Origin of the sequence: Algirhabdus cladophorae, assembly GCF_044772865.1 — a bacterium.
GTDB lineage: Bacteria > Pseudomonadota > Alphaproteobacteria > Rhodobacterales > Rhodobacteraceae > Algirhabdus > Algirhabdus cladophorae.
Map to the genome: position 1 here is coordinate 1368150 of NZ_CP173029.1, position 23884 is coordinate 1392033.

At 55.5% G+C, this 23884-nt stretch carries 21 protein-coding genes and 1 tRNA gene; 13 read left to right on the forward strand and 9 right to left on the reverse strand.

What is annotated here, in order from left to right; all coding sequences use genetic code 11:
• The first annotated feature begins 5 nt into the window (after window positions 1–5).
• The 7 genes from ACIRQ6_RS06670 (at window position 6) to ACIRQ6_RS06700 (ending at window position 5616) form a co-directional block, all read left to right on the forward strand.
• On the forward strand, window positions 6–1052 hold the full coding sequence (locus ACIRQ6_RS06670; protein ID WP_420863869.1) for a cobalt-precorrin-5B (C(1))-methyltransferase: 1047 nt from the start codon (window positions 6–8) through the stop codon (window positions 1050–1052).
• The gene (locus ACIRQ6_RS06675; RefSeq protein ID WP_420863355.1) at window positions 1049–1783 is read left to right on the forward strand and encodes a cobalt-precorrin-6A reductase; all 735 of its coding nucleotides are present in this window, start codon (window positions 1049–1051) and stop codon (window positions 1781–1783) included. Before ACIRQ6_RS06670 ends, ACIRQ6_RS06675 begins: the two co-directional genes overlap by 4 nt.
• Window positions 1765–2445 carry a DNA-3-methyladenine glycosylase family protein gene (locus ACIRQ6_RS06680; RefSeq protein ID WP_420863356.1) on the forward strand — a complete coding sequence of 227 codons (681 nt, stop codon included), beginning with the start codon at window positions 1765–1767 and terminating at the stop codon, window positions 2443–2445. Before ACIRQ6_RS06675 ends, ACIRQ6_RS06680 begins: the two co-directional genes overlap by 19 nt.
• Window positions 2442–3110 carry an alpha/beta hydrolase gene (locus tag ACIRQ6_RS06685; protein ID WP_420863357.1) on the forward strand — a complete coding sequence of 223 codons (669 nt, stop codon included), beginning with the start codon at window positions 2442–2444 and terminating at the stop codon, window positions 3108–3110. The genes ACIRQ6_RS06680 and ACIRQ6_RS06685 overlap by 4 nt, the downstream gene beginning before the upstream one ends.
• 115 nt (window positions 3111–3225) lie before the next feature.
• On the forward strand, window positions 3226–3861 hold the full coding sequence (locus ACIRQ6_RS06690) for a Hint domain-containing protein (protein ID WP_420863358.1): 636 nt from the start codon (window positions 3226–3228) through the stop codon (window positions 3859–3861).
• A gap of 147 nt (window positions 3862–4008) precedes the next feature.
• Window positions 4009–4602, forward strand: coding sequence for an HNH endonuclease (locus tag ACIRQ6_RS06695; RefSeq protein ID WP_420863870.1), 594 nt, complete (start codon window positions 4009–4011; stop codon window positions 4600–4602).
• A 66-nt stretch (window positions 4603–4668) separates the two neighbouring features.
• Entirely contained in the window at window positions 4669–5616 is a 948-nt protein-coding gene (locus ACIRQ6_RS06700) for an agmatinase (protein WP_420863359.1), read from the forward strand.
• A gap of 93 nt (window positions 5617–5709) precedes the next feature.
• Here ACIRQ6_RS06700 and ACIRQ6_RS06705 read toward each other — a convergent pair whose 3' ends face one another.
• Complete coding sequence (locus ACIRQ6_RS06705; RefSeq protein ID WP_420863871.1) at window positions 5710–6654, reverse strand: radical SAM protein; 945 nt, start codon at window positions 6652–6654, stop codon at window positions 5710–5712.
• Window positions 6655–6850: 196 nt separating this feature from the next.
• On the opposite strand from ACIRQ6_RS06705, the gene zwf reads away from it, so the two are divergent.
• From zwf to pgi, 3 genes are read left to right on the forward strand one after another with little or no spacing between them, the layout of a single operon-like run.
• A complete protein-coding gene (gene zwf, locus ACIRQ6_RS06710) occupies window positions 6851–8314 on the forward strand; it encodes a glucose-6-phosphate dehydrogenase (protein WP_420863360.1) in 1464 nt (487 codons plus the stop codon).
• Window positions 8311–8988: a 6-phosphogluconolactonase gene (pgl, locus tag ACIRQ6_RS06715; protein ID WP_420863361.1), complete on the forward strand. Its 678-nt coding sequence runs from the start codon at window positions 8311–8313 to the stop codon at window positions 8986–8988. The genes zwf and pgl overlap by 4 nt, the downstream gene beginning before the upstream one ends.
• A gap of 4 nt (window positions 8989–8992) precedes the next feature.
• Window positions 8993–10588: a glucose-6-phosphate isomerase gene (gene pgi, locus ACIRQ6_RS06720; RefSeq protein WP_420863872.1), complete on the forward strand. Its 1596-nt coding sequence runs from the start codon at window positions 8993–8995 to the stop codon at window positions 10586–10588.
• A gap of 22 nt (window positions 10589–10610) precedes the next feature.
• Here the strand turns inward: pgi and ACIRQ6_RS06725 are convergent.
• The 7 genes from ACIRQ6_RS06725 to ACIRQ6_RS06755 all read right to left on the reverse strand — a co-directional run bounded on the left by ACIRQ6_RS06725 (window position 10611) and on the right by ACIRQ6_RS06755 (window position 19231).
• Window positions 10611–10684: transfer RNA gene (locus ACIRQ6_RS06725), tRNA-Gly, on the reverse strand.
• Between the two features lie 96 nt (window positions 10685–10780).
• On the reverse strand, window positions 10781–12304 hold the full coding sequence (locus ACIRQ6_RS06730; protein WP_420863362.1) for an ArnT family glycosyltransferase: 1524 nt from the start codon (window positions 12302–12304) through the stop codon (window positions 10781–10783).
• Entirely contained in the window at window positions 12264–14306 is a 2043-nt protein-coding gene (locus tag ACIRQ6_RS06735; protein ID WP_420863363.1) for an ASKHA domain-containing protein, read from the reverse strand. Before ACIRQ6_RS06735 ends, ACIRQ6_RS06730 begins: the two co-directional genes overlap by 41 nt.
• Window positions 14307–14424: 118 nt before the next feature.
• A complete protein-coding gene (locus ACIRQ6_RS06740; RefSeq protein ID WP_420863364.1) occupies window positions 14425–16413 on the reverse strand; it encodes a calcium-binding protein in 1989 nt (662 codons plus the stop codon).
• 509 nt (window positions 16414–16922) lie between these two features.
• Complete coding sequence (locus tag ACIRQ6_RS06745) at window positions 16923–17996, reverse strand: methyltetrahydrofolate cobalamin methyltransferase (RefSeq protein ID WP_420863365.1); 1074 nt, start codon at window positions 17994–17996, stop codon at window positions 16923–16925.
• 3 nt (window positions 17997–17999) lie between these two features.
• On the reverse strand, window positions 18000–18935 hold the full coding sequence (locus ACIRQ6_RS06750) for a methylenetetrahydrofolate reductase (protein ID WP_420863366.1): 936 nt from the start codon (window positions 18933–18935) through the stop codon (window positions 18000–18002).
• Window positions 18935–19231: a virulence factor gene (locus tag ACIRQ6_RS06755; RefSeq protein ID WP_420863367.1), complete on the reverse strand. Its 297-nt coding sequence runs from the start codon at window positions 19229–19231 to the stop codon at window positions 18935–18937. Before ACIRQ6_RS06755 ends, ACIRQ6_RS06750 begins: the two co-directional genes overlap by 1 nt.
• A gap of 303 nt (window positions 19232–19534) precedes the next feature.
• Between ACIRQ6_RS06755 and ACIRQ6_RS06760 the strand changes: the two genes are divergently transcribed.
• Together ACIRQ6_RS06760 and ACIRQ6_RS06765 are read left to right on the forward strand one after the other, a co-directional pair.
• Entirely contained in the window at window positions 19535–20647 is a 1113-nt protein-coding gene (locus tag ACIRQ6_RS06760) for a Ppx/GppA phosphatase family protein (RefSeq protein WP_420863368.1), read from the forward strand.
• A gap of 1 nt (window position 20648) precedes the next feature.
• Window positions 20649–21371 carry an RlmE family RNA methyltransferase gene (locus ACIRQ6_RS06765; RefSeq protein ID WP_420863369.1) on the forward strand — a complete coding sequence of 241 codons (723 nt, stop codon included), beginning with the start codon at window positions 20649–20651 and terminating at the stop codon, window positions 21369–21371.
• On the opposite strand, the gene ACIRQ6_RS06770 is transcribed toward ACIRQ6_RS06765, so the two are convergent.
• Window positions 21368–22138, reverse strand: a complete 771-nt coding sequence (locus ACIRQ6_RS06770; protein ID WP_420863370.1) for a DeoR/GlpR family DNA-binding transcription regulator — start codon at window positions 22136–22138, stop codon at window positions 21368–21370. The genes ACIRQ6_RS06765 and ACIRQ6_RS06770 overlap by 4 nt on opposite strands.
• A 154-nt stretch (window positions 22139–22292) precedes the next feature.
• Between ACIRQ6_RS06770 and glpD the strand changes: the two genes are divergently transcribed.
• On the forward strand, window positions 22293–23864 hold the full coding sequence (gene glpD / locus ACIRQ6_RS06775) for a glycerol-3-phosphate dehydrogenase (RefSeq protein WP_420863371.1): 1572 nt from the start codon (window positions 22293–22295) through the stop codon (window positions 23862–23864).
• The last annotated feature ends 20 nt before the right edge of the window (window positions 23865–23884 follow it).

The following is a 23884-nucleotide window of genomic DNA, read 5'->3' on the forward strand; positions in this document are numbered from 1 at the left end:
CCAAGATGAGCCGAAAACCTGAGGGAGAGTTGCGCCGTGGTTGGACCACAGGAGCTTGTGCAACCGCTGCTGTCAAAGCAGGGTTGATGCAGCTATGGGGCGGGGCGTTTCCGGACGATGTGACGATCACGCTGCCGCGCGGTGAAATGCCAGTGTTTGCTTTGGCGCAGTCCAATGCAGGTGATGGCTGGGCTGAGGTTGGTATCACTAAGGATGCAGGCGATGATCCGGATGTGACCCATGGGGCCTTGATCGTGGTGCGGGTCAGCGCCAGTGCAGGCGGCGTGGTGTTTGCAGCAGGTGAGGGTGTGGGTACAATCACCAAGGCAGGTCTGCCGATTGCTGTAGGAGAACCTGCGATCAATCCGGTTCCGCGCGAAATGATGACGGCGCAGGTCGTGGCTATGGCCGCGAAATTTGCGCAAAAGCCTGATGTGACGATCACTGTCTCGGTACCAGGTGGGCTGGCATTGGCCGCAAAAACTTGGAACCCCAGGCTCGGCATCGAAGGGGGCTTGTCGATCCTTGGCACGACGGGTGTGGTGCGGCCATTTTCCTGTGCGGCTTGGATTGCCTCAATCCATCGCGGGATAGACGTGGCTCGCGCCGAAGGCCTACATCATGTAGCCGGATGCACTGGAGCGCAATCCGAGGCGGCGGTGCAAGCGCTGCACAAATTACCTGATCACGCGATGCTGGATATGGGCGATTTTGCCGGTGGGTTGCTCAAGTATCTGGCGAAACACCCAGTGGATCAGATCACAATCGGCGGTGGTATTGCCAAGATGACCAAGCTGGCCCAAGGGGCCTCAGACTTGCATTCGGGACGCTCGCAGGTGAATTTTGAGGCCTTGGCTGACGCGCTATCAGAAAAACGAATAAAAACAATGAATACTGCACTGGAAGTATATGAGACAATGGGTGAACCTTATGCGCATTGGGTGGCGGAAAACGCTTTGAGATCTGTAAATACTTTGCTGAAAGATGCCCCGGTTCAGGCCGATATCGTGGTGACAGACCGGCGCGGCACAATCTTGGCGCGTGTCGCATGAGCCGGCGTATTTTGGTTCTTGCAGGCACGGGGGAAGCCAAGGAATTATGTGCGCGGCTGCGTGACGCAGATATCGATGCAGTGGCGTCGCTTGCCGGGGCGACCCGGACGCCCGATGCTCTGGCCGTGACCACGCGCCATGGTGGTTTTGGCGGTGCGGATGCTTTTGCCGACTATCTGGCGCAGGAGGATATTCAGGCTGTGGTAGATGCAACCCATCCCTTTGCCAGTGCTATGTCCCTGCGCAGCGCCGAAGTGTGTCGCACCCGAGGTGTGGGGTATTTGCAGTTGCTGCGCCCGGCTTGGGCCTCGCAAAAGGGCGATCAATGGACGCTCATTGACCAAGAAGAGGATGCGGCGCGCATTATTGGACCCCGCTCAACGGTCTTTCTTGCGACGGGCCGTCAAACGCTCGAGCGATTTGTGAACCTTCAGGGGCGCCGTGTGATTTGCCGTCAAATCGATCCGCCCACGAAACCCTTTCCTTTTGAGGGGGGCGAGTATTTGATCGGGCGCCCGCCATTTACCGTGTTGGATGAAACGATCCTGTTTCGGCAACTGGGTGTGGATTGGCTGGTGGTCAAAAATGCTGGCGGTACGGCCAGTCGCAGCAAGCTTGATGCAGCGCGCGCGCTCAAGCTGCGCGTGGCCATGATCAACCGTCCACCGCAACCCGAAGCCCCCAAGGTGGCGACGGTGCAGGAGGCATTTGAATGGGTCAAAGCCCTTTAGGAACGCCGCCCAAGCAAACAGATGCCTATGGTCAAACTGGTCGGATTATCCAAGGGGATGCTTGTGTGGCCGAAGGGGCTGCATGGTTGGCGCAGTCTGACCCGCGCTTTGCCTATGCGTTGGAGCGCACTGGACCTTTGCCGTTGCGGCTGAAACCGGACGGGTTTGGGCAAGTTCTGTCGGCTATTGTCAGCCAACAAGTGTCCGTCGCATCGGCCAATGCAATCTGGGTGCGGTTGCAAAAGGCGGGGTTGAACGAGGCCACAGCGATCACCGCTGCATCCGATGAGGCCCTGCGCGCCTGCGGTCTGTCACGCCAGAAAATGGTCTATGCCCGGGCCTTGGCCGAGGCGGGGCTGGATTATGAAGGTTTGCGATCCATGCCCACGCCCGATGTGATCAAAACCCTGACGCAGGTCAAAGGCATCGGCGTTTGGACGGCCGAAATTTATGCGATGTTTAGCTTGGGCCGCGCTGATGTATTTGCGCCCGGGGACTTGGCACTGCAAGAAAGTGCGCGGGTTTTGTTTGATTTGCCCGAGCGACCCACGGATCGTGCATTGCGCCAGATGGCCGTGGCGTGGTCGCCATGGCAATCGGTTGCAGCGCGGCTGTTGTGGGCCTACTACCATATCGCAAAGGATCGAGAGGGGATCAGATGACACGGGCATTAACAGCGGGACGCAAGGACGCGCTATCGGGGGAGACACGCAGTGCGGTGATTTTCTTGCACGGCTATGGGGCCAACGGGGCTGATCTGTTAGGCCTTGCTGATCCATTGGCCGAACATTTGCCTGATACATTGTTTATATCGCCAGATGCGCCAGAACATTGTGCTGGTTCGCCTATGGGCTTTCAGTGGTTTCCGATCCCGTGGATTGACGGCAGTTCCGAAGAAGACGCCGCGGCCGGCTTGCAAATGGCCGCCGATGATTTGAACGCGTTTTTGGATGGGATCATGGTGGATGAGGATCTGCTGCCGGAACAAGTGGCGCTTGTTGGATTTTCCCAAGGCACGATGATGTCATTGCACGTGGCACCGCGCCGCGAGGATGCTGTGGCCGCCGTAGTTGGGTTTTCGGGTCGTCTGCTGGAGCCGGATTTGCTGGGCGACGAAACGGTCAGCCGCATGCCTGTTTTGTTGATCCATGGCGATGAAGACGATGTGGTGCCAATTGCGTCGCTGCCGCAAGCGGCCGAGGCGTTGGATCAGGCCGGTTTCAAGGACGTGTTTGCCCATGTCATGAAGGGGACGGCCCATGGCATCGCACCGGATGGTTTGTCGGTTTGTCTTGCGTTTCTGCGCGACCGGCTGGGTTACAGCTAACCGACCAAATTTACGGCAAATTTGCATCGGTTTTTAGCATCAAACTCTGATTAACGGGTGGTCTTTAGAGGTGGTCGCACTTGTAGGGGAGTACACGAAAATGGCCACGCAGAGGATGACCGGTTTTGCATCAGGGCAACGCATCGAGACCGATCAGGGCCTCGTGCCTGTCGAGGCGCTAAGACCCGGAATGATGGTGCGCACATTGCACAACGGATTTTGCGCTGTGAAAGCCGTTCTTAGCACGCCAATCAGTCAGGCCGCCCTCGCAATGAGCCCCGACAAATGCCCAGTGACCCTTCCCGCCGTATGCGGGTTCCGGCCCTTGTCCGTTGCAGGCGATCACCACATGATGTTGGAAGGCTGGGCCGTAGAACTTATTGTCGGGCAGTCTGAAGGTTTAGCCAGGGCGCGGCGGCTGCAGGATCCAGACCCCATTCAGGATTGGTTCCAAACCGGCGTGACGTATGTCCACATCATTTTGGAAAATCATCAGATTCTATGTGTTGAAGGTCAATGGAGCGGGAGCCATTTTATCACCGTTGATGATGAGGTCTTGTTGGATGATGCTTGGGCGCGTGTTAACCGCAATTTACCTGCACTACCTGAGTTCGAACTCCATTCTAGCACCGCCCTAATGTGTCTTTCAGCCTTTGAAACCAAGGCCGTTCTGAACTATTTGGGCCGCAGCCCGGCCCAAGTGTTCGTGGATCCCGTTGGCCATACGGACGCGCAAAGACTGCAGGCCTGATTTGTAACGCTGCAAGCTCAGCGCGGTAACGGCCCTGTAAAAGTCCCGGATTTTTTGGCATCCGCTACATTGTGACGCTTGTCATGGGAATTTGACTAGATATAGTTCTTGCGAGACTGAACCTTGGGGGCGCATGTTTTGCAGCATATAGACGAACAAGATCCAGAATTCAGAACAGAGTTTGTGCGCGATCCGCTAAAGCTCAAGCAGCATCCGGCGCTGGTGTTGAACGCTGATTACCGGCCGCTCAGCTACTATCCTTTGTCGCTTTGGCCTTGGCAGGATGCGGTTAAGGCCGCTTGGTTGGACCGGGTGGATATTGTCGCGGAATATGATCAGGTCGTATGCAGTCCAAGCACCCAGATCAAAATACCTTCGGTGGTTGTTCTCAAAGACTATGTCAAACCTCAAAAGCGCGTGGCCTTCACGCGCTTTAATTTATTTTTGAGGGATGAATTCTGTTGCCAGTATTGTGGGGCGAAGGGCGATCTGACCTTTGACCACGTGATCCCCCGTGCACGCGGTGGGGTGACCAGCTGGCAAAATGTGGTGGCGGCCTGTTCCAAGTGCAATCTGCGTAAAGGGGCGCGGGCCTTGCATCAATCGGGTCTGTCGCTGCGCAAACCGCCGCGCCAGCCTGCCTCGGAAGAATTGCGCAATATGGGCCGCAAATTCCCGCCCAACTATCTGCACCATTCATGGATGGACTTTCTCTATTGGGATGCAGAACTTCAGCCTTAGATGTTGCGCTTGGGTCTGGCGGGCCTAAGGTGCAAGAACCTGTTTTGCGCAAAGGGGCCCTAGACTATGGCTGATCCGTTTTTCCAACCCATCTCTGGCATGGATTTGCCGCGGTTTGCGGGCGTTCCAACCTTTATGAGATTGCCGCATATCCCGCTGGATGGGCCACGTATTGACGAAGTAGACATTGGGATCATCGGGGCACCGTGGGACAGTGGGACAACCAATCGCCCTGGCCCCCGCCATGGCCCGCGTCAATTGCGTGATTTGTCGACTATGATCCGTGCGATGAACGGGGCCACTGGTATCAAACCGTTTGAGGCTTGCAATATCGCAGATCTTGGTGACGTGTCGCCCAATCCTGCGGATATTATGGACACGCTGGATCGTATGTCGGGGTTTTACAGCAAGGTAAAAGGGCAAGGGATCAAGCCCTTGACGGCCGGTGGGGATCATTTGTGTTCCCTGCCGATTTTGCGGGGTATTGCCGCACAGGCCCCTGTGGGGATGATCCATTTCGACAGCCACACGGATCTGTTCCACAGCTATTTTGACGGCACGATGTACACCCATGGCACACCGTTTCGGCGGGCCGTGGAAGAGGGGCTGTTGGATCCCAAACGCGTGGTTCAGATCGGCATCCGCGGCTCAGCCTATGACACCGAGGATCGCGATTTTGCCAAAGCCGAAGGTATTCGCGTGATTGCGATTGAAGAGTTTTTCGCCCGCGGCATTCCAGATGTTATGGCCGAAGCCCGCGAGATTGTCGGGAGTGCTGACACCTATGTCAGTTACGATATTGATTTTGTCGACCCCGCCTTTGCCCCGGGCACGGGCACGCCAGAGGTTGGTGGGCCAAACAGTTTTCAGGCGCTGCAAGTGGTGCGCGAACTGCAAGGGATCAACATAATTGGGGCCGACATGGTAGAAGTGTCACCACCATTTGATTTTGGCGGGGCCACCGCGTGGCTCGGCGTGTCGATTATGTTCGAATTGCTCTGCGTGATGGTCTGATCCAGCGGCATGGCCTGCGGCCATATTACATTTTTTGCCGCGTGGCTTTCCCTGTGTCAAGATATCCCCGCGGTAAGATCCTGCCTTGTACTGTTATGCCGAACAGCTGGCACCGCCGAGGACGCAGAATTTTGCACAATGGGCATGGTTCAGCGCCACGGAGGTCTCGGCCTCGGCCAATGTAGCACCAAGTTCAAATTCTGGCTCGTAAGGCAAGAGGGTGCAGGCCAAAACCGTTGGTGCATCAGCCCCTTTACGCTTTACCACCATGCGGCTTGACGCGCACATGATGTCGTTTGGCGATTTGTTCAAAATGCCCCAACAGGCCGTGGTAATTTCCGGGACCTCGACGCTTTCGTCCATTTCGGGAAACAGGACGCACATGCCCGGGTTTTGGGCGTCGATCTTGTACCCGTGCTTGGCAAAAAATGCCGCGTAGCCTGCACGGCTGTTTGCATCGCTGTCGCCAAAGACGGATCGTCCGGCGACGGCCATAGGAATATCGTTGTCGCGCAACCAGTTCATCCCGATCAGGGTTTTGGCAAAACTGCCGACACCGCGTTCAGCATTGTGAAGGGCTTCGTCGTAGTGATCGACTGAGATCCGCAGCGTTAATTTCCCGGGGTAGGCGGCGTTAAGGTCCAACAGGCCTGTGCGCATGGTTTTGCGCATCATTGGCAACATCGCGTTGGTCAGAATGAGCACTTCATATCCGCGCTCGAGGGCCGCGCGGGTGATGTCGATCATCTGTGGGTTCATAAACGGCTCGCCACCTGTAAAGGCGATTTCGCGTACGGCCCATTTGCGTTCTTCGAGTTGATCCAGATAATCACGCACTTCGTCTGCCGTGATATAGACCAGCGCATCATTTGTCGGGCTGCTTTGGATATAGCAGTTGGCGCAGGTAATGTTGCACAGGGTGCCCGTGTTAAACCAAAGGGTTTGTGGATCAGTCAGAGCGACAGTGGCGCGTGCAGACCCATCCGCAGTGATGGCAGGATCCAAAAATTTGCCCTGATTGGCGACCATGTCTTTCATCATCTTCTCCGGCTTTTAACCTTTTCAGGCGTATCGCTTTGAGCGCGCAAAGAAAAGCCTGCGACGCGGCAATTGACGCTGTTGTGAAGGCCGGTGGCGATGCTAGACATTCGGCACAAGCTCGGGTATCGGTTCCACGAGCATAGTTAGCGCTAACACCGGTGCCGATTTTGGTGCCTCAAAAAGGAGCGTCGTGATGGTTTCACGTGTCATTCCAGTTGATGAGTTCGATCTGGTTATTTTTGGGGGGACTGGTGATCTGGCGCGACGCAAGATTTTGCCCGGGTTGTTCCGCAGGTATTGTGCCGGACAAATGCCTCCAAATGCGCGGATTATCGGTGCGGCGCGGTCGGATTATGATGATGCTGGCTATCGCGATCTTATACGCCTCGCAGTGGCAGAGTTTGATGCGGATTCTGCAAAAGACACAGCCAAACTGGACGGGTTTCTAGCGCAGTTGAGCTATGTAACCGTGGACGCGCGGGGAACACAGGGTTGGGACACGCTTGCGACGCTTGTGCGCCCGGATGTTGTCAAAGCGTTCTATTTTTCGGTTGGACCGGGGTTGTTTGGCGATTTGGCAGAACGGTTGCATTTGCATGAGATTGCCGACAGTGCCAGCCGGATTGTTGTGGAAAAACCGTTTGGACGGGATCTGGACAGTGCCAAGGCTTTGAACGCCGATTTGGCTGCGCATTTCGACGAGACACAGATTTACCGCATCGATCACTATCTGGGCAAAGAAACCGTTCAAAACTTGATGGCGGTCCGGTTTGGCAATGTTTTGTTCGAACCGCTTTGGAACAGTCAATATATTGACCATATTCAGATCACAGTGGCTGAAACAGTCGGCGTTGGCGGGCGCGGCGGCTATTATGATAAATCTGGCGCGATGCGGGACATGGTTCAGAACCATTTGATGCAACTTTTATGTCTTATTGCGATGGAACCCCCGAACAAGTTTGGGCCTGACGCAGTACGCGACGAAAAGCTTAAGGTCATTCGTGCCCTTGAAGCGGTTCAAGCCCATCACATTGTACGCGGCCAATACGGCCCCCTTGCAGATGAGCAGGGCTACCGCGAAGATGTTGAAAACGCGCGTAGTTTCACCGAAAGCTTTATTGCGATGAAGTTGCATATCGCCAATTGGCGGTGGGCGGGAACACCGTTTTATTTGCGCACGGGCAAACGGCTAAAGGCGCAAAGTTCCGAGATCGCAGTTGTGTTCAAACCGGCACCGCATTCCATTTTTGATGATGAAACAGACACGGAAAACAATCCAAAACGGAATGTCTTGATAATAAAACTGCAACCAAATGAAGGCATGACCCTTGATGTGACCATCAAAGAGCCGGGACAAGGGGGGATGCGTTTGATCAATGTGCCGTTGGATATGACATTCGCCGAAGCTTTGGGCGAAGGGGCTCAGGCCCCCGATGCCTATGAGCGGTTGATCATGGACGTCATCCGAGGCAACCAGACACTGTTTATGCGCGGCGATGAAGTTGAGGCCGCTTGGGGCTGGACCGATCCGATCATCGAGGGCTGGCAAGCCAGATCAGACGTTCCTAAAACCTATGATAGCGGGTCTGCCGGGCCAGAAGATGCGTTGATGCTGATGCACCGCGACAATCGCCGCTGGATGGAGATCAAGCCGTGAAATTTGTCGAATACGCCGATGCAGATATGATGTTTTTGGCTTTGGCGGATGTCATTGCCGGCAGTTTGGAAAATCATCTTTTCTCGGAAGAGACCGCGACATTGGTTGTGCCCGGCGGCACGACGCCAGGACCTATTTTCGACAGTTTGTCGGCGACTGCGCATTTGGATTGGTCGCGGATCAATGTGCTGCTCAGCGATGAACGCTGGGTGCCTTTGGACAGTCCCCGGTCCAACACGAAATTGCTAAAGGACCGGTTGTTAACCGGGCCTGCGGCGGCGGCGCGCTATGTGCCGCTTTTTTGTGATGCAGCGGATCCAAGTGCTGGCGCGCTGGCGTTGGGCCCTTCGGTTGAGGATGTCCTGCCAATCACTGTTTTGGTGCTGGGGATGGGGGCAGATATGCACACGGCCAGTCTGTTTCCCAATTCACCGCAATTGGCCGGAGCACTTGACCCCAAAGCGCCCGCAGTTGTGGCTGTGGATGTGCCGGACCAGCCTGAGGATCGCGTGAGCCTTAGCGCATCGGTGCTGCGCGGAGCCATCTCGACCCATATTGTGATCAAAGGGGCTGACAAACGTGCAGCGGTTGAGCGGGCGCAACACTTAGATGAAATGGCAGCTCCCATACAAACCGTATTGAGCAGTGCCACAGTCCATTGGGCAGAAAGTTGATACTATGTGGAAAGAGTTGAAGGATTACCATAAGGCGCACAAAAAGCGGCGTATTTCAGATCTGTTTGAGACGCCCGACCGCGCTAAACGGTTCTCGATCGAGTTTGATGGACTTTTGTTCGATTACTCCAAAACATCTATTGATACGCAGAGCCTATGGCTGCTTTTGAAACTGGTGGAGGAAAACGGAATTCCGGCCAAACGCGACGCAATGTTTGCAGGTGCCGCGATCAACGAAACCGAAAACCGATCCGTTCTGCACACAGCCCTGCGCAATCTTGATCAGCGTCCTGTGATGGTCGACGATGAAGATGTGATGCCGTATGTTATGGACACGTTGCAACGGATGGAAGAATTCGCGGCTGACGTGCGCGATGGCAGTTTTCAAGGGGCTGGCGGGCGGATCACCGATGTGGTGAACGTGGGGATCGGTGGGTCCGATCTGGGGCCTGTGATGGCTGCTTTGGCTTTGGCGCCCTATCATGATGGGCCTAAATGCCATTTCATTTCGAACATTGATGCGGCGGATGCGACCGATACTCTCAAGGGGTTGGACCCAACCACGACCTTGGTGATTGTGGCCTCCAAAACCTTTACAACCATCGAGACCCTGACAAACGCAAAAACAGTGCGTGATTGGATGCAGGCAAAGGTGGCGCAACCTGCTGAACAATTTGCGGCGCTTTCCTCGTCGATCACCAAAACCGCAGAGTTTGGTATTGATGCCTCGCGGGTTTTTGGGTTCGAAGACTGGGTTGGTGGCCGCTATTCCGTTTGGGGCCCCATTGGTCTGTCGTTGATGATCGCGATTGGGCCAGATGCATTTCGCCAGTTCCTGAAAGGAGCGCAGGCGATGGATCATCATTTCCAGACCGCGCAGGAAAAGCGGAATTTGCCGATTATTTTGGCCTTGGTAGGCCTTTGGAACCATCAAGTGTGCGGCTATCCCAGTCGTGCAGTTTTGCCCTATGATCAAAGGCTTGCTCGACTACCGGCCTATTTGCAGCAGCTTGAAATGGAAAGTAACGGTAAATCTGTGGCGATGGATGGCACGCCTGTGTCCCAACCGACGGGGCCAATCGTTTGGGGTGAGCCTGGGACCAATGGGCAGCACGCATTTTACCAGTTGATCCATCAGGGCACTGGCGTTGTGCCGTGTGAGTTTATGATCGCAGCGCGCTGTCACGAGCCTGAACTGCAACATCATCATGATCTGCTGATCGCAAATTGTCTGGCCCAGTCCGAGGCTTTGATGCAGGGCCGATCGCTGGCCACGGCGCGCAAAATGATGGCGCAAAAGGGTCTTGACGGGGATGAATTGGAACGCCAAGCGCGCCACCGAGTGTTTTCAGGAAATCGTCCGTCGACAACATTGGCCTATGAAAAACTGACCCCTTATGTCTTGGGTCAGATTTTGGCGCTTTATGAGCATCGGGTCTTTGTCGAGGGGGCTATTCTAGGCATCAATTCTTTTGATCAATGGGGTGTTGAGCTGGGCAAAGAACTGGCCACTGCGCTGCAACCGATGGTCGAGGGCACGCAATCTGCGGCGCAAAAAGACGGTTCGACCCAGCGGTTGCTCGGCTTTCTGACCGGGTAACTCGCGACCAAAGAGCAGGGGCTGGAGCGGGTAGCGGGAATCGAACCCGCACCTTAAGCTTGGGAAGCTCGCATGATACCATTTCACCATACCCGCGCCTGAGGGGTGAGTAGACCGAAGGTGCACAATGTGCAAGGCCCTGACCCTCTGCACAGCACAAAACATCCAGTGTTTTTGCGCCTTTGATTTTGTTTATTTCAGCGTGCCACGCCAGAAAAAATAGGGGCCTGCGATAGGGGTTTTGATCACATCGCGCAGGTCTGGACTGTAGTCGGTAAATTCGACCTCGGTGCAAAGCCCCTGCATTTGGTTTTGGTCTGACTGGCGCTGTGCGCGGTGTAGGCCGTCGCCATCGCGGTCGTAGTGAAAATCCCGACGGGGTGCTGCGTAAACGGTGATGGCTCCACGCGGAATGCGCGTTTCGCGATTTTGCGCGCAGATCACCATTGGCGTTTCCTCAGCGCCTACTGTCGACATCAGGGGTGGCAGCTGTGGGAGCAACACGGACAAGGGCGGATCGAACCGTGCCGGTGCCGCAAGCCCAAGCCGTTCAATCGGCTTTATGGGGCCTTGGCTTACCACCACAAAGAGTGCGGTCACGGCGATCTTAGGGATCGGCTGAACTGGAAGGGATGCGATTGTGCCGGCTAGACAGACGCAGAGCAGAGGCAGGATCACCAAAACATAACGGGCGTATACGTTGCCCGAGGCCATCCACATAATCAGTGCAAAAAAGGCGACCATCCCAACGGCGGCCATCAATTCGTATCGCCGCGTGAGAAAGGGCAGGGCCACGACCGCCAAGAGTCCCGCACCGCGTAGGATCGCCTCGGATCCTTGCCCCAACATCATTCTGGCAAAGGATATCAGATCGCTGTCTGTGGCGGCCGCAAGGGACGGGGTAAAGCGCCCGATCATTTCACCTTCGAAGTTTCCGCTCAGGGCTTCGGGCCCACCATAGCGCGCCAGTTGGAAAAACTGCCAAACGAAAGCTACTGAAAACGCGATCCAAAATATCGCAAACAGTTTCTTTTTGCTCAGGCCGTCCGGCATTTTTACCGGTAAAATCATGGCGGTTAGTGCAAGTCCCAACACACCAAAAACGAAAAAGCCCAAAGGTGTTGGACCCTTTTGTAGCCCTGCCAGAAACGTCGCTGCAATGAAAAGAAACCAAAGTTTCGGGGCCTGCCAAGCTTTGAAAAAGGCCCAAAACCCAAAGGTGGTAAAGAAGATCGCACCACCATCCAACATGGCCGAGGTCAAAGACTGCCATATGCTGAGGAATGAGGCCAAGAACAAAACGGAGGCGAACATGGCCCAGGGCTTTTGCGGAACGATCGCATGGGCCAACATGGCCGTTGCAATAAATGCGCCAAACCCGAAAATTGCCGAGGGCAATCGCAGTGCCAGCAAGTCTGACAGACCCATCTGCATAAAGGCTGCCGACATCCAGTACTGAAGTGGAGGTTTTTTCAGGGTCGGCGCGTTTGAGCTGTAAACACTCCACCAATCGTTGTGCAAGGCAAAGCCGATGCTGCGTTCATAGGTGTAATATTCGTCAAATTGGCTCAGGCCGCCTTGGCCCAGGCTTTGCATGTGCCAGGCAAACAGCACAAGGATCAGACAGGCGGTTGCGACAAGTGCCGCGTGCGGTGACGCGAGAAAATGCCCTGCGTTACCCGCGCCGCCGTTTGCGTCTGCCTTCTGAGTTTGCATCTCGGCTGCCTGTATTAAACGTTGCTTGGGGCAGGTCTACTAGGCTGTTGAGAATTGGGAAAGGGTCAACCGAGTTCGGGATAGCACTGGCGTTGACAAAATGCTCCTGAAAACGCGGCTCGATCGCGGTCTCGATCTTGTGGATACGTCGCACTGTGGCTTCGATTTCGCCGCGGGCCTCGCGGTTAAGCAGTGCAATCCGTGCCCCAGTGCCCGCTGCATTGCCTGCGGAAGTGACGGCATCGAGTTTGGCATCGGGGATCATCCCCAGAACCATCGCATGCAGAGGCGAGATATGCGCCCCAAACGCCCCTGCCAGAACAACACGGTCCACTTGATCCACGTCGAACTTGTCCATCAAAAGGCGCGCGCCAGAATAAAGCGCGGCTTTGGCCATCTGGATTTCGCGAATATCGCGGTTTGTGACAGTGATTTTGGGTCCACCTTCGGCCGATCCGTCCCAGACCAAGTAGGAATAGGTCCGCCCGTCTTGGAAACAGCGTGTGGTTCCTGTTTGTTCCGGTGCCCCGATGAGGCCGGGGGCATCAACGATACCTGCAAGTCGCATTTCTGCGACCATTTCAATAATGCCTGAGCCGCAAATGCCCGTGATGCCTGTGGTTGCGATTGCCTCGTCAAAGCCGTCTTCATCTGACCAGATCTCGGACCCAATCACGCGAAAGCGGGGCTCTTTGGTGACTGGATCGATCTCGACCCGTTCGATTGCACCGGGGGCTGCCCGTTGACCGCTGGAGATTTGCGCGCCTTCAAACGCGGGGCCCGTGGGGCTGGAACAAGCCAGAACTTTTTCGGTGTTGCCCAGCAAGATTTCAGCATTGGTGCCCACGTCGACGACCAAAACCAATTCCTCGGATTTATCTGGGGCCTCGGCCAAGGCGACGGCTGCAGCATCAGCGCCCACATGCCCTGCAATACACGGCAACAGATAGACCCGTGCTGAGGGGTGAATGCTGAGGTCCAGATCATCGGCCCGCAGGCGCATGGCATTTGACGTGGCCAGAGCGAATGGCGCCTGTCCCAGTTCAAACGGATCAATGCCTAACAGCAGATGGTGCATTACCGGGTTACAGACGAAGACTGCGTCGACGATCAGGGCTTTGTCGATACCCGCCTCAATCGCGATTTGCACAAACAGGGCATTCATCCCTTCGCGCACGGCGTCGGTCATCTCTTGTGCGCCGCCTGCGTTCATCATGGAGTAGCTGACGCGGCTCATCAGGTCTTCGCCAAAGCGGATTTGCGGGTTCATGATGCCGGAACTGGCAACGACATCGCCCGTTTGAAGGTCGCACAAATGCGCCGCAATGGTGGTCGACCCGAGGTCAACGGCCAGTCCATAGACAGTTTCTTCGTAGTAACCGGGCCAGATGTGCATGATGCGAGGCGCGTTTTCCTCGTCGCCCAGATGCACGGCAACCGTGACCTTCCATCCGCCCTTGCGTAAAATCGGCTGCATTTCTTGCAGGATATGCAGATCTGCATGCACGTTTTCGAGGCCCCATTGATCCTTGAGGGCATCGCGCAACCGTTCCAGATCGCCTGAGGGGTCGTGCATGTCCGGCTCAAGCACGTCGATATAATAAAGCTTAACCGTCGGGTTCATAACGATGTCGCGGGCTTCGGCGCCTTTTCGGACCACTTGTTTGTGCACCTGACTTTCAGGCGGCACATCCACAACCACATCACCTTGGACCGTGGCCTGACATCCCAAACGGCGCCCATCGATCAGGCCACGTTTGTCTTTGTAACGTTGTTCGACCTTGTTCCATTCGGACAAGGCATCGGGGGCTACAGTCACCCCGTGTTTGGAAAACTCGCCAACCCCGGGGGTGATTTGGCATTTAGAGCAGATGCCACGCCCACCGCACACGCTGTCCAGATCGACGCCCAACTGGCGGGCTGCTGTCAGAATTGGGGTGCCCACCGGGAAATTGCCGCGTTTGCCGGATGGGGTAAAGATGACCAGCGGTTCGTTGCTCATGAAAGGGGGTCCTTTGTCACGTCTGGCTTAAGGATAAGTCATTGGTTTCCCATTGAAAGCAATCTTGCGGCAGGTTCCAGCCCTTATGCGTCGTTTTTGGCCCGCTGGTGCAATTGTTTTAGCTAAACACAAAATCATCTTGGGTTAGCGACTGTTGCAAGCCGTTTATGAGGATCTCGCGACTCGTTAGGCTGATAACCGCGCCGCCGCCTTGCTGTTCGATTACGATATCCGCAAAGCTGGCTGTACCGGTCATCCCTTTGAGATAGATCTGGTCCTCGCCTTGGGTGAAATCGGTGATTGTGTCGGTTTCAAGCGTGCCATCCACAGAACCGTTGCCCTCAAACACAAACCGGTCTTCGCCCAAGCCACCTGTCATCAGGTCATTGCCTGCGTCGCCGCGAAGAATGTCGATCCCACTGCCGCCAAGCAAAACATCATCGCCATCCCCGCCCATCAAACGGTCGCGCCCGCTTTGACCTTGCAATAGGTCGACGCCCCCGCCGCCAAAAATGACATCCTTGCCCAATCCGCCGATGGCCGTGTCATCACCACTGCCTGATCGGATCAGGTCCTGACCATCGCCGCCCTCGATATGGTCATCGGCAGCCCCGGCACGGATCAAATCATTGCCGAGCCCGCCAAACGCACGATCCACGCCATCGCCGCCTGTGATCACGTCGTTGCCTGCGTCGCCGTTCATTTGGCTGTTGCCGCGGACGTTGATCAAAACATCGTCGCCTTCGCCACCAGACAAGATATCGTAATTGAAATCGAAATTTTGACCGCTCGATGTGTCGCCATAAAGGACGTCGGCCCCGGATCCGCCATGCAAAATATCCGCCCCGTCTCCGCCGATGATAAGGTCATCACCTTGTGATCCCTGCACGAAATCGTCGCCACTTTTGCCATCAAATGTCCCGGCTTGGCCCATGAGTTCGATGTCATTCGCGTGGGTGCCTTGCCAAAAAGTTTGCACCGTGAAGGGGACGAAATCTGTGCCGTTGGTGGCCAGCCCAGACCCCACAATCAAAAAACCGCCATCATCGGTACCAACAATTGCAGAGCTCGCGTTGTTGTTGGGATCATTGGTGAACCCGTTCATGTGCAATGGGGCAGGGGCGCCAATTTCAGTACCGTTTGAGGCGGTAAACATCTGATAAACATGGGCATCAGGATCCCCCAAGGATCCGCTGCTTTCGATACGCAACATCAGCGTTCCATCGGCAAGGGTGGCAAATTCAAGGTCGACCCCCTGTGCATCGGCGCTTTCAAAGCTGTGGACAGGGTTAATCGTGCTGAGGGCCCCGGTGTTTAGATCAATTTTGCGAGTCACTACATCTGAGCCGTCAAAATAGGCCATCAGCACCTTACTATTCTGAAGCTGGCTGAGGGCTATCGCCTCAACCGGGCCAGCGGTGTTTCGGATAGCGAGGGCGGCGGTATTGCCAGTGGTGCCATTTGCCTCGACAAGATCGATGCGCAAAGTCGGTTGCGACGTGTCTGCCGTGCGCACGATCATGATCTGATTGTTCGCCAGTCCCAGCGTTTCGACCCCCAGAAAACTGTCAATAGATCCAAGGGTTTGACTGGTCACATAACTGCCAAAGGCAGTGTATTTCTTGATATCGACTTCACCAGTATCGTTGATCACCAAACTGGCGAAACCGGCATCACTTGTTTTGGCCAATTTGAGCAATCCAGTGGACGTTGCAGGCGAAAAAGGGACCTCGCGAAAGAAACTTCCATCCGGAGTGAACATGACCTGATGATTGCCGTAAGCGGGCGCGCTGGCGGAAAAATTCGAGGTTTGAAAACTGACGACAAAGTAGCCGCTGTCCAACAGCGTGATGTCCACGGGTGCATCTGTGTTAAGCAAACCACTGGTGTTTTGGGCAAAAGAGGTCAGGTCCACCAACCCGCCGACCAAATCGCCATCGGCGCTGAGCATCTGCAAATAGGGTTTGCCGCGATATTCCAAGTCGCCAGACAGGTCTTTGTTCGTAAAAACCGCTGCAAATCTGCCATCGACCAGTTTGATCACATCTGAATGGGTGTAGCCCTCTTGCAAAAAGACGGTTTGGGGCAGGGTGAAGATAGCAGTCATGAACGTGTCCTTGCGCTAAAAAGCAGCGGGCATGATCCCGTTGCAGCACAACAGCTACGGTCAAAATCTAAAAAATTTCTTCAAATTTGAGGAAAGGCGTAGAAGATTTTTGGATCGGGTCCCACCACAGGGAAGGGCCCTGAAAATTGTTGACGTGGATGTCATAAATACCATCAGGGGATTGGCCAAAGGCATCAAAGTGCAGGCCGCGGATCACACCATTTGATCCCCCCGCCGCTGGATCCTCTTCGATTCCATAGACGGAAAGCGTGCTGGCCTGCGTCGTAGTTGCGTTTGTTACTTAGCTATGGATTGGAGTGCCGTCTGATCGGCGCAGAAGTTCGGGCCGGTCAGTGACAGTGCCGCCTATCGATGGGCCAATGGGAGTAGAAGTGATTTTGTTGAATACCTTAAACAGATCTTAGAGGGGTAGTCTTGCCTCTATCGACTGACCCAGTCAAAAAAACCGGACCTAGGGCCCGGCTTTTGTGTGTTTTTGATACGCTTGGTTACCCTCGGCCGCGGCGGCCTCCGCGACGGCCACCTGCGGCGCGACCGGCGCTGTCGCCGACCTTATTAAACGCGATCCATTCGCCGCCGTGTGGGTCGTTGTTGGTCAGGAAATTCGCGGCGCGAATGGCTTCCATTTCTTTGCCTGCTTTGGGTTTGGTCGACCCCAGTCCGAACATTTGACAGAAGGCTTCGTCATCCATCCCCTCAGGCAGCACGATGCCGGATGCCAGCACTTCTTCTTTTTTTGCGGCCAGTTTCTTGGGGCCGACGGGCAAGGCGACGGGGTTCATAATCGCCGATGTCATGCCAGCAGTCATGGCCATGGGTAGGAAGGCATTGTTGATGCCGTGACGGTTTGGCAGACCAAAGCTGATGTTGGACGCACCGCAGGTGGTGTTCACGCCCAGTTCTTCGCGCAAGCGGCGCACAAGTGTGAACACCTGCAAACCCGCTGTGCCCATAGCGCCAATTGGCATTACCAGTGGGTCCACAACGATGTCATGGGCCGGAATGCCAAAATCAGCGGCGCGTTCGACGATCTTCTTGGCCACAGCAAAGCGCACGTCAGGGTCTTCGGAAATGCCTGTATCGTCATTGGAAATCGCCACCACGGGAACGTTGTATTTTTTGACCAGCGGCAGTACCAATTCCAGCCGGTCCTCTTCCCCCGTGACCGAGTTCAGCAGGGGCCGCCCTTCGGCCGCAGCCAGCCCGTTTTCCAATGCGCCCGGGACCGAGCTGTCGATGCAAAGTGGGACGTCTACTTTGGCCTGCACGCGCTCGACCAATTCCTTCATCAATGTGGGTTCCACAAAGTTGTTATCGGCGTAACGGGGGTCTTCGGCCATTTTGTTCGAAAACACAGCGCCCGAGTTCACATCCAGAACTGTTGCACCGGCCATGACCTGCGCTACAGCGTCTGCTTCTACGCGGGAAAAGTCGCCGCGCTCAAGTTCCTCGGACAGGATTTTACGGCCTGTGGGGTTGATCCGTTCACCGATCACGCAGAACGGTTGGTCAAAGCCAATAATGGCGGTTTTTGTTTTAGATTCAACTACAGTACGGGTCATTCTTTAACCTTGAGACAGAGAGACAGGAACAGCAGAAGACCCGCCATTTTCAATAGCCCAACGGGCATTTGTCTTAATCCCACCCAGCGGGAAGAAATGCACATTGGTAATGTTAAAGTCAGGGTTGGCAGCCTTATGGGCGGCCAATTCCCCGATGAATTGATCAGGATCAAACGGCAGCAGCAGCTTGGTCACATCCTTGGCGCGCTTTTGCAGAACCTTCAAAGAGGCCCCAACACCACAAGCGATCGAGAATTTGATCAGTGTTTGCAGCTTTGCGGGGCCTGCCACGCCGATGTGGATCGGAATGTCGATGCCAGCGGCCTTGAGGCTATCGGCCCATGCGATCACGGGACCTGCTTCAAAACAAAACTGCGTGGCCAGCGCCATGTCCGCATCGGATGTCTCACTGAACGTCTGTTTCCAACGCAGCGCCGCGTCGACCTCGGCTGTGCCGCCCTTAGGATCGATGTCCTTGTTGCCCTCGGGGTGGCCTGCGACGTGCAGACGTTTAAACCCTGCGTCGCCAAACGCACCGCTTTCCAGCAATTGCATGGAGGAATGATAATCGCCGTGGGGTTTGTCCACACCGCCAGCCAAAAGCAACGCCTGATCAACGCCTGCCTCGCCTTGATACATAGTGATCCATTCGCGCAGGGTTGCCTCGTCTTTGATGATGCGGGCAGGGAAGTGGGGCATCACAGGATAGCCCTCGTCTGCAAGGCGTTTCGCGGTGGCGACCATTTCAGCGATGGGCGTGCCTTCGATATGAGCGATGTAGACGCGGGTGCCAGCAGGCAGCAGGTCGCGGAAATCTTCGATCTTTTCGGCGGTGCGCGGCATCACTTCGATGGAATAGCCATCCAGAAACGCTTCTACCTTTGGATCGACTTCAATCGGACCTGTTTCGTCCTTTTTGAACATGTTCAACAAAGCCATTATGCGTATCCTTCGTTGTTGATGAGAGTTTTCAGCCGTTCTTGATCGTATTCCGTGTCGATCCGTTCCGCTTCGGCCTTGGCCAGCGCATCTGGGTCGCCTTCCATTGCGACAGGATCGGCCTTGCGAAAGCCCTCGAGATAGGCGTCGGATTCGGCAGCACCGGATTTCATCGCAGCGCGGTCGATGGCCTGCTCAAAGCGTTCGGGCAGTGGCACTTTGCTGGCGCGGCGGCCCTTGCCGACAATCACCTGCGCCGGCATATCGCGCCAATATACTATCACCACATCTGGCATCGTTGCCTCCCCCTTTGGTCTCTCTCCCGCATACTTTGGAATTGCCCCCGGAAAGGGGTCGTTTTCGACAAAATCAAAGCCACTTGCGACGATCCACAATCTAGCAAGGATCGGCATGGTGCGCCAAGCCTGCGCAAACCGCTTTATTTGCATAATGTTCTTGCGAAAATTTTGCGATCCCCTGCGTTATGCCTATGCCATGTCTGGGTCATGAACAGCCAGCTGAAAGCCGACAAAGTGATCTTGCGCGGCGCATTGCGGGGGGATAGGGTAGAGGTAACTTGATATTGGAGGGCGTACCTAATGACGCCCAAGCGTCCCGCAGGTGCGGACGCCATCCCGAAACCGGTCGAAGGCACCGCACCGTTGCCCTCGGAGACATCGCCGCTTTATGCTGCGCTGGATCTGGGCACAAATAGCTGTCGCATGTTGATAGCCCGTCCTGAGGGTGATCAGTTTGCGGTGGTCGACAGTTTTTCGAAGTCCGTCCAATTGGGGGCTGGGCTTGAAGGAACTGGCCGTCTGAGCCGCGCCTCTATGGGGCGAACGGTGCAGGCGTTGCGCATCTGTCAGCAAAAACTCAAGCGCCACAACGTGCAAAACATGCGGCTGGTCGCCACCGAGGCCTGTCGCAGGGCCAAGAACGCGAAGGATTTCATGCGCTATGTGCGGCGTGAAACCGGGCTGAAGCTGGAAATCATTGAACCAAAAGAAGAGGCGCGTCTGGCCGCTATTTCCTGTGCACCTTTGGTAGGGCGTGACACGGATCAATTGCTGATCGTGGATATTGGGGGTGGCAGCACGGAACTGGTCTGGGTGGATTTGTCGCCCGTGGCCCACGCCGAGCGGCGGCAAGCGATTATGCAATTGCGCCGCAATTTGGACAAAGGCCCCAAAGACAGTCGATCCGCACGGGTCGTGGATTGGATTTCGGTGCCGCTAGGTGTGGCCACACTGCGCGATCAGTACGATGATGTGGACGATGATGCGGCGCGGTTTGCCCTGATGTCTTGTGCGTTTGAGGAACATTTGGCGGCCTTCAAACCCTATGATCTGGATCACAGCCGCACAGGATTTCAGGTGATTGGCACGTCTGGCACTGTGACCACTGTTGCAGCCTCGCATTTGGGGCTCAAACGCTATGATCGGACCAAAGTTGATGGTCTGGCCCTTACCTCGGACCAGATTGAGGCGGTGATCCGCGACTACCTCAGTCTTGGGCCAGAAGGGCGGCGCAGTGATCCGCGCATCGGCAAGGACAGGCAGGCACTGATCATGTCGGGGGCTGCGATTTTGCAGGCGCTCATGCGGTGCTGGCCCACAGACAAGCTGAGTGTGGCCGATCGTGGCCTGCGCGAAGGCTTATTGTATTCTTTGATGTCTATCGACGGTGTGTTGGTGGAAAAGGCTGAGTGATATGGCGAAAAAACCGGGAAAAAATACATCTGGGCGTGGTCAGCGTGATCTGACTGTTCGGGTTAAATCGGCGCGTGGACGCAAGATGTCCTCGACCCTTTGGCTGCAACGGCAGTTGAACGACCCTTATGTCAAACGTGCGCAGGCTGATGGGTATCGTGGACGTGCGGCTTACAAGATCCTCGAGTTGGATGATAAGTTTCGGTTCTTGGTGCCGGGGGCCCGTGTGGTCGATTTGGGGGCCGCACCGGGGGGCTGGTGTCAGGTTGCGGTCCCTCGAGTGAATGCCTTGGGTGAAAAATCGGGCAAATCCATCGGCACAATTCTGGGGATTGATCTACAAGAAATGGAACCGATTGCAGGCTGCGTGTTGCATCAATTGGATTTTATGGAAGACGACGCAGATACCAAGGTCAAAGATTGGCTTGATGGCAAAGCGGATGTGGTAATGTCGGACATGGCTGCCTCTGCATCGGGTCACAAGCAAACCGATCACAACCGGATTATGGCGCTCTGCGAAGCTGCGGCTTATTTTGCATTTGATGTGCTAGAGGAAGGCGGCACCTTTGTGGCCAAGGTCTTGGCGGGTGGGGCAGAGGGTGATCTGCAAAAACTGCTCAAGCAAAAATTCACCAAAGTGGCCAATGTAAAACCCCCTGCATCGCGTTCTGACAGTTCAGAAAAGTTTGTTGTGGCCACAGGGTTTCGAGGCGTCGAAAGCTAATTCGGAAAACGGACGCGGTGCACCTGCGTCTTCCAATCCTGACATTTCTGAAACAGACCCTCGGACACTGCCGCATCCGTATAGAGCGCGTCGATTTGCGCCAATGAGGTGATCCGCACTGGGGCTTGGCGGGTAAACTTGGTCGCGTCTGCCACCAGATAACTGTGGCGGGCTTGTTTAAGGATCGCGCGGCTGACGCGGACTTCTTGTGGGTCAAAATCCAGAAGATCCCCATCTTGGTCCAATGCGGAAACCCCCACCACAGCAATATCCACTTTGAACTGGGTCAGGAAATCGCTGGTCAATTCGCCAACCAAACCGCCATCGGTTCGGCGTAGGGTCCCCCCTGCTACGATGACTTCGCATTTGGGATTGCGTGCCAAAATATTCGCCACGTTGAGGCTGTTTGTGACCACCAAGAGGTCCTGATGGTGCAGCAGGGCCGTGGCCACGGACTCGGTTGTTGTCCCGATGTTAATGAACAGCGAGGACCCGTTTGGGATGTCCTTGGCCACGCGCAACGCGATTGCGGCTTTGGCCCGCCGATTTAGAACGCGCCGGTCGTCATAGCCGATGTTTTGCACGCCCGAGGCGGGTACGGCACCCCCGTGGATCCGCTCGACAGCGCCTGTCGCACTTAGCTGTCCGAGATCGCGGCGGATGGTTTGCACCGTGACCCCAAAATGCGCAGCAAGTCCGTCTACCGTGGCTTTGCCGTGGCGGGTGATTTCGGCCAATATGGCTGTGTGACGGGCAGAGGTGGACATGTTCGTTTTCTCGATGTAGCGAAGAAATTTCCTGAAAAATCGGCATTATTTGGCCAAAATCTATGTTCGCTTCGAAAATAACGAACATATATGTTCCTGTCCATTGGGTCTGATTGCCCAACTTGCTAGGCAGCGTCCAAATGTGGAGCATAAAATGAATAACGCAACGAATCCTTTGGACCTGTTCATTATCGGCGGTGGTATCAATGGCACTGGCGTGGCGCGCGACGCTGCAGGTCGTGGTATGTCAGTGGCACTGGCAGAAATGGGCGATCTGGGGGGCGCCACCTCATCGGCCAGCACCAAGCTGTTTCATGGCGGGCTGCGCTATTTGGAATTTTTCGAGTTCAATCTGGTGCGCAAAGCATTGATTGAACGCGAAGTGCTGCTGTCGGCAATGCCGCATATCAGTTGGCCCATGCGCTTTGTTTTACCCTATCACAAAGACATGCGGTTTGACACGGAAACGCCCACATCACAGGTGTTGACCCGAGTGATGCCGTGGATGCGGGGGCGTCGTCCGAAATGGCTGATCCGCTTGGGGCTTTTTCTCTATGATAGCCTTGGCGGGCGAAAAATTCTGCCTGCCACCACCCGCTTGGACTTAACGCAGGGGCCTGAGGGTGCGGTCTTGAACCGCAAATTTCAAAACGCGTTTGAGTATTCGGATTGTTGGGTGGAAGACAGTCGATTGGTGGTTTTAAACGCCGTGGATGCGCAAAATCGCGGCGCGCAGATTTTGGCCCGAACCAAAGTCGTGTCTGCGTTGCGTGACGGCGATCTTTGGCGGATAGAAACCCTCGGTCCGCAAGGGGGCGCGGTTCATTTCGCCAAGGCGCTGATCAATGCTGGTGGTCCATGGGTCGAGGATGTGATCCGCGGTGTCGCGCGCTTGAATGCGACAGAAGGCGTGCGGTTGGTCCGTGGCAGCCACATTGTCACAGACAAGCTTTTTGATCACGACAAGGCGTATTTCTTTCAGGGGGAAGATGGGCGGATCATCTTCGCCATTCCTTATGAGACTGATTTCACCCTTATTGGAACAACTGACGCGGACCATGATGATGTGACAGTGAAACCCAAATGCACCGATGCTGAACGGGATTATCTCATCGATTTCATCAACACCTATTTTGCCAAGGATATTTCGGCCAAAGACGTGGTTTGGACCTATTCTGGCGTGCGTCCGCTGTATGATGACGGGGCTAAATCTGCCACGGCTGCGACCCGCGATTATGTTTTGACCCTCAATGACGATGGTGCACCGTTGCTCAATATTTTTGGTGGTAAGATCACCACCTATCGCAAGCTGTCCGAACAGGTCTTGTCCAAGATCGGCCCGTTCTTTCCGCACATGACCGGGGATTGGACCGCTGGTGTCGCCTTGCCCGGGGGGGATTTCCCAGTGGCTGATGTTCCAAAATTGATACAGCGGCTGGCACAGGATTATCCGTTTTTGGACGGGTTTTGGGCCAAACGCCTGATCCGCGCCTACGGCACTTTGGCCTGGGATGTCTTGGGGCAGGCAACGCAGGCCTCTGATTTGGGAAAGGCCTTTGGGGCGAGCCTAACGGCGCGTGAGGTGCAATGGCTTATGGATCATGAATTTGTCCACTCTGCTGATGATGTGTTGTGGCGCCGTTCGAAACTGGGCTTGCGTCTGACATCAGCGCAGGCATGTGCTGTGGCCGATTGGATTGACGGGCAGATCAAAAAGACCGCTTAATCAGCGGCACTAACAGGACC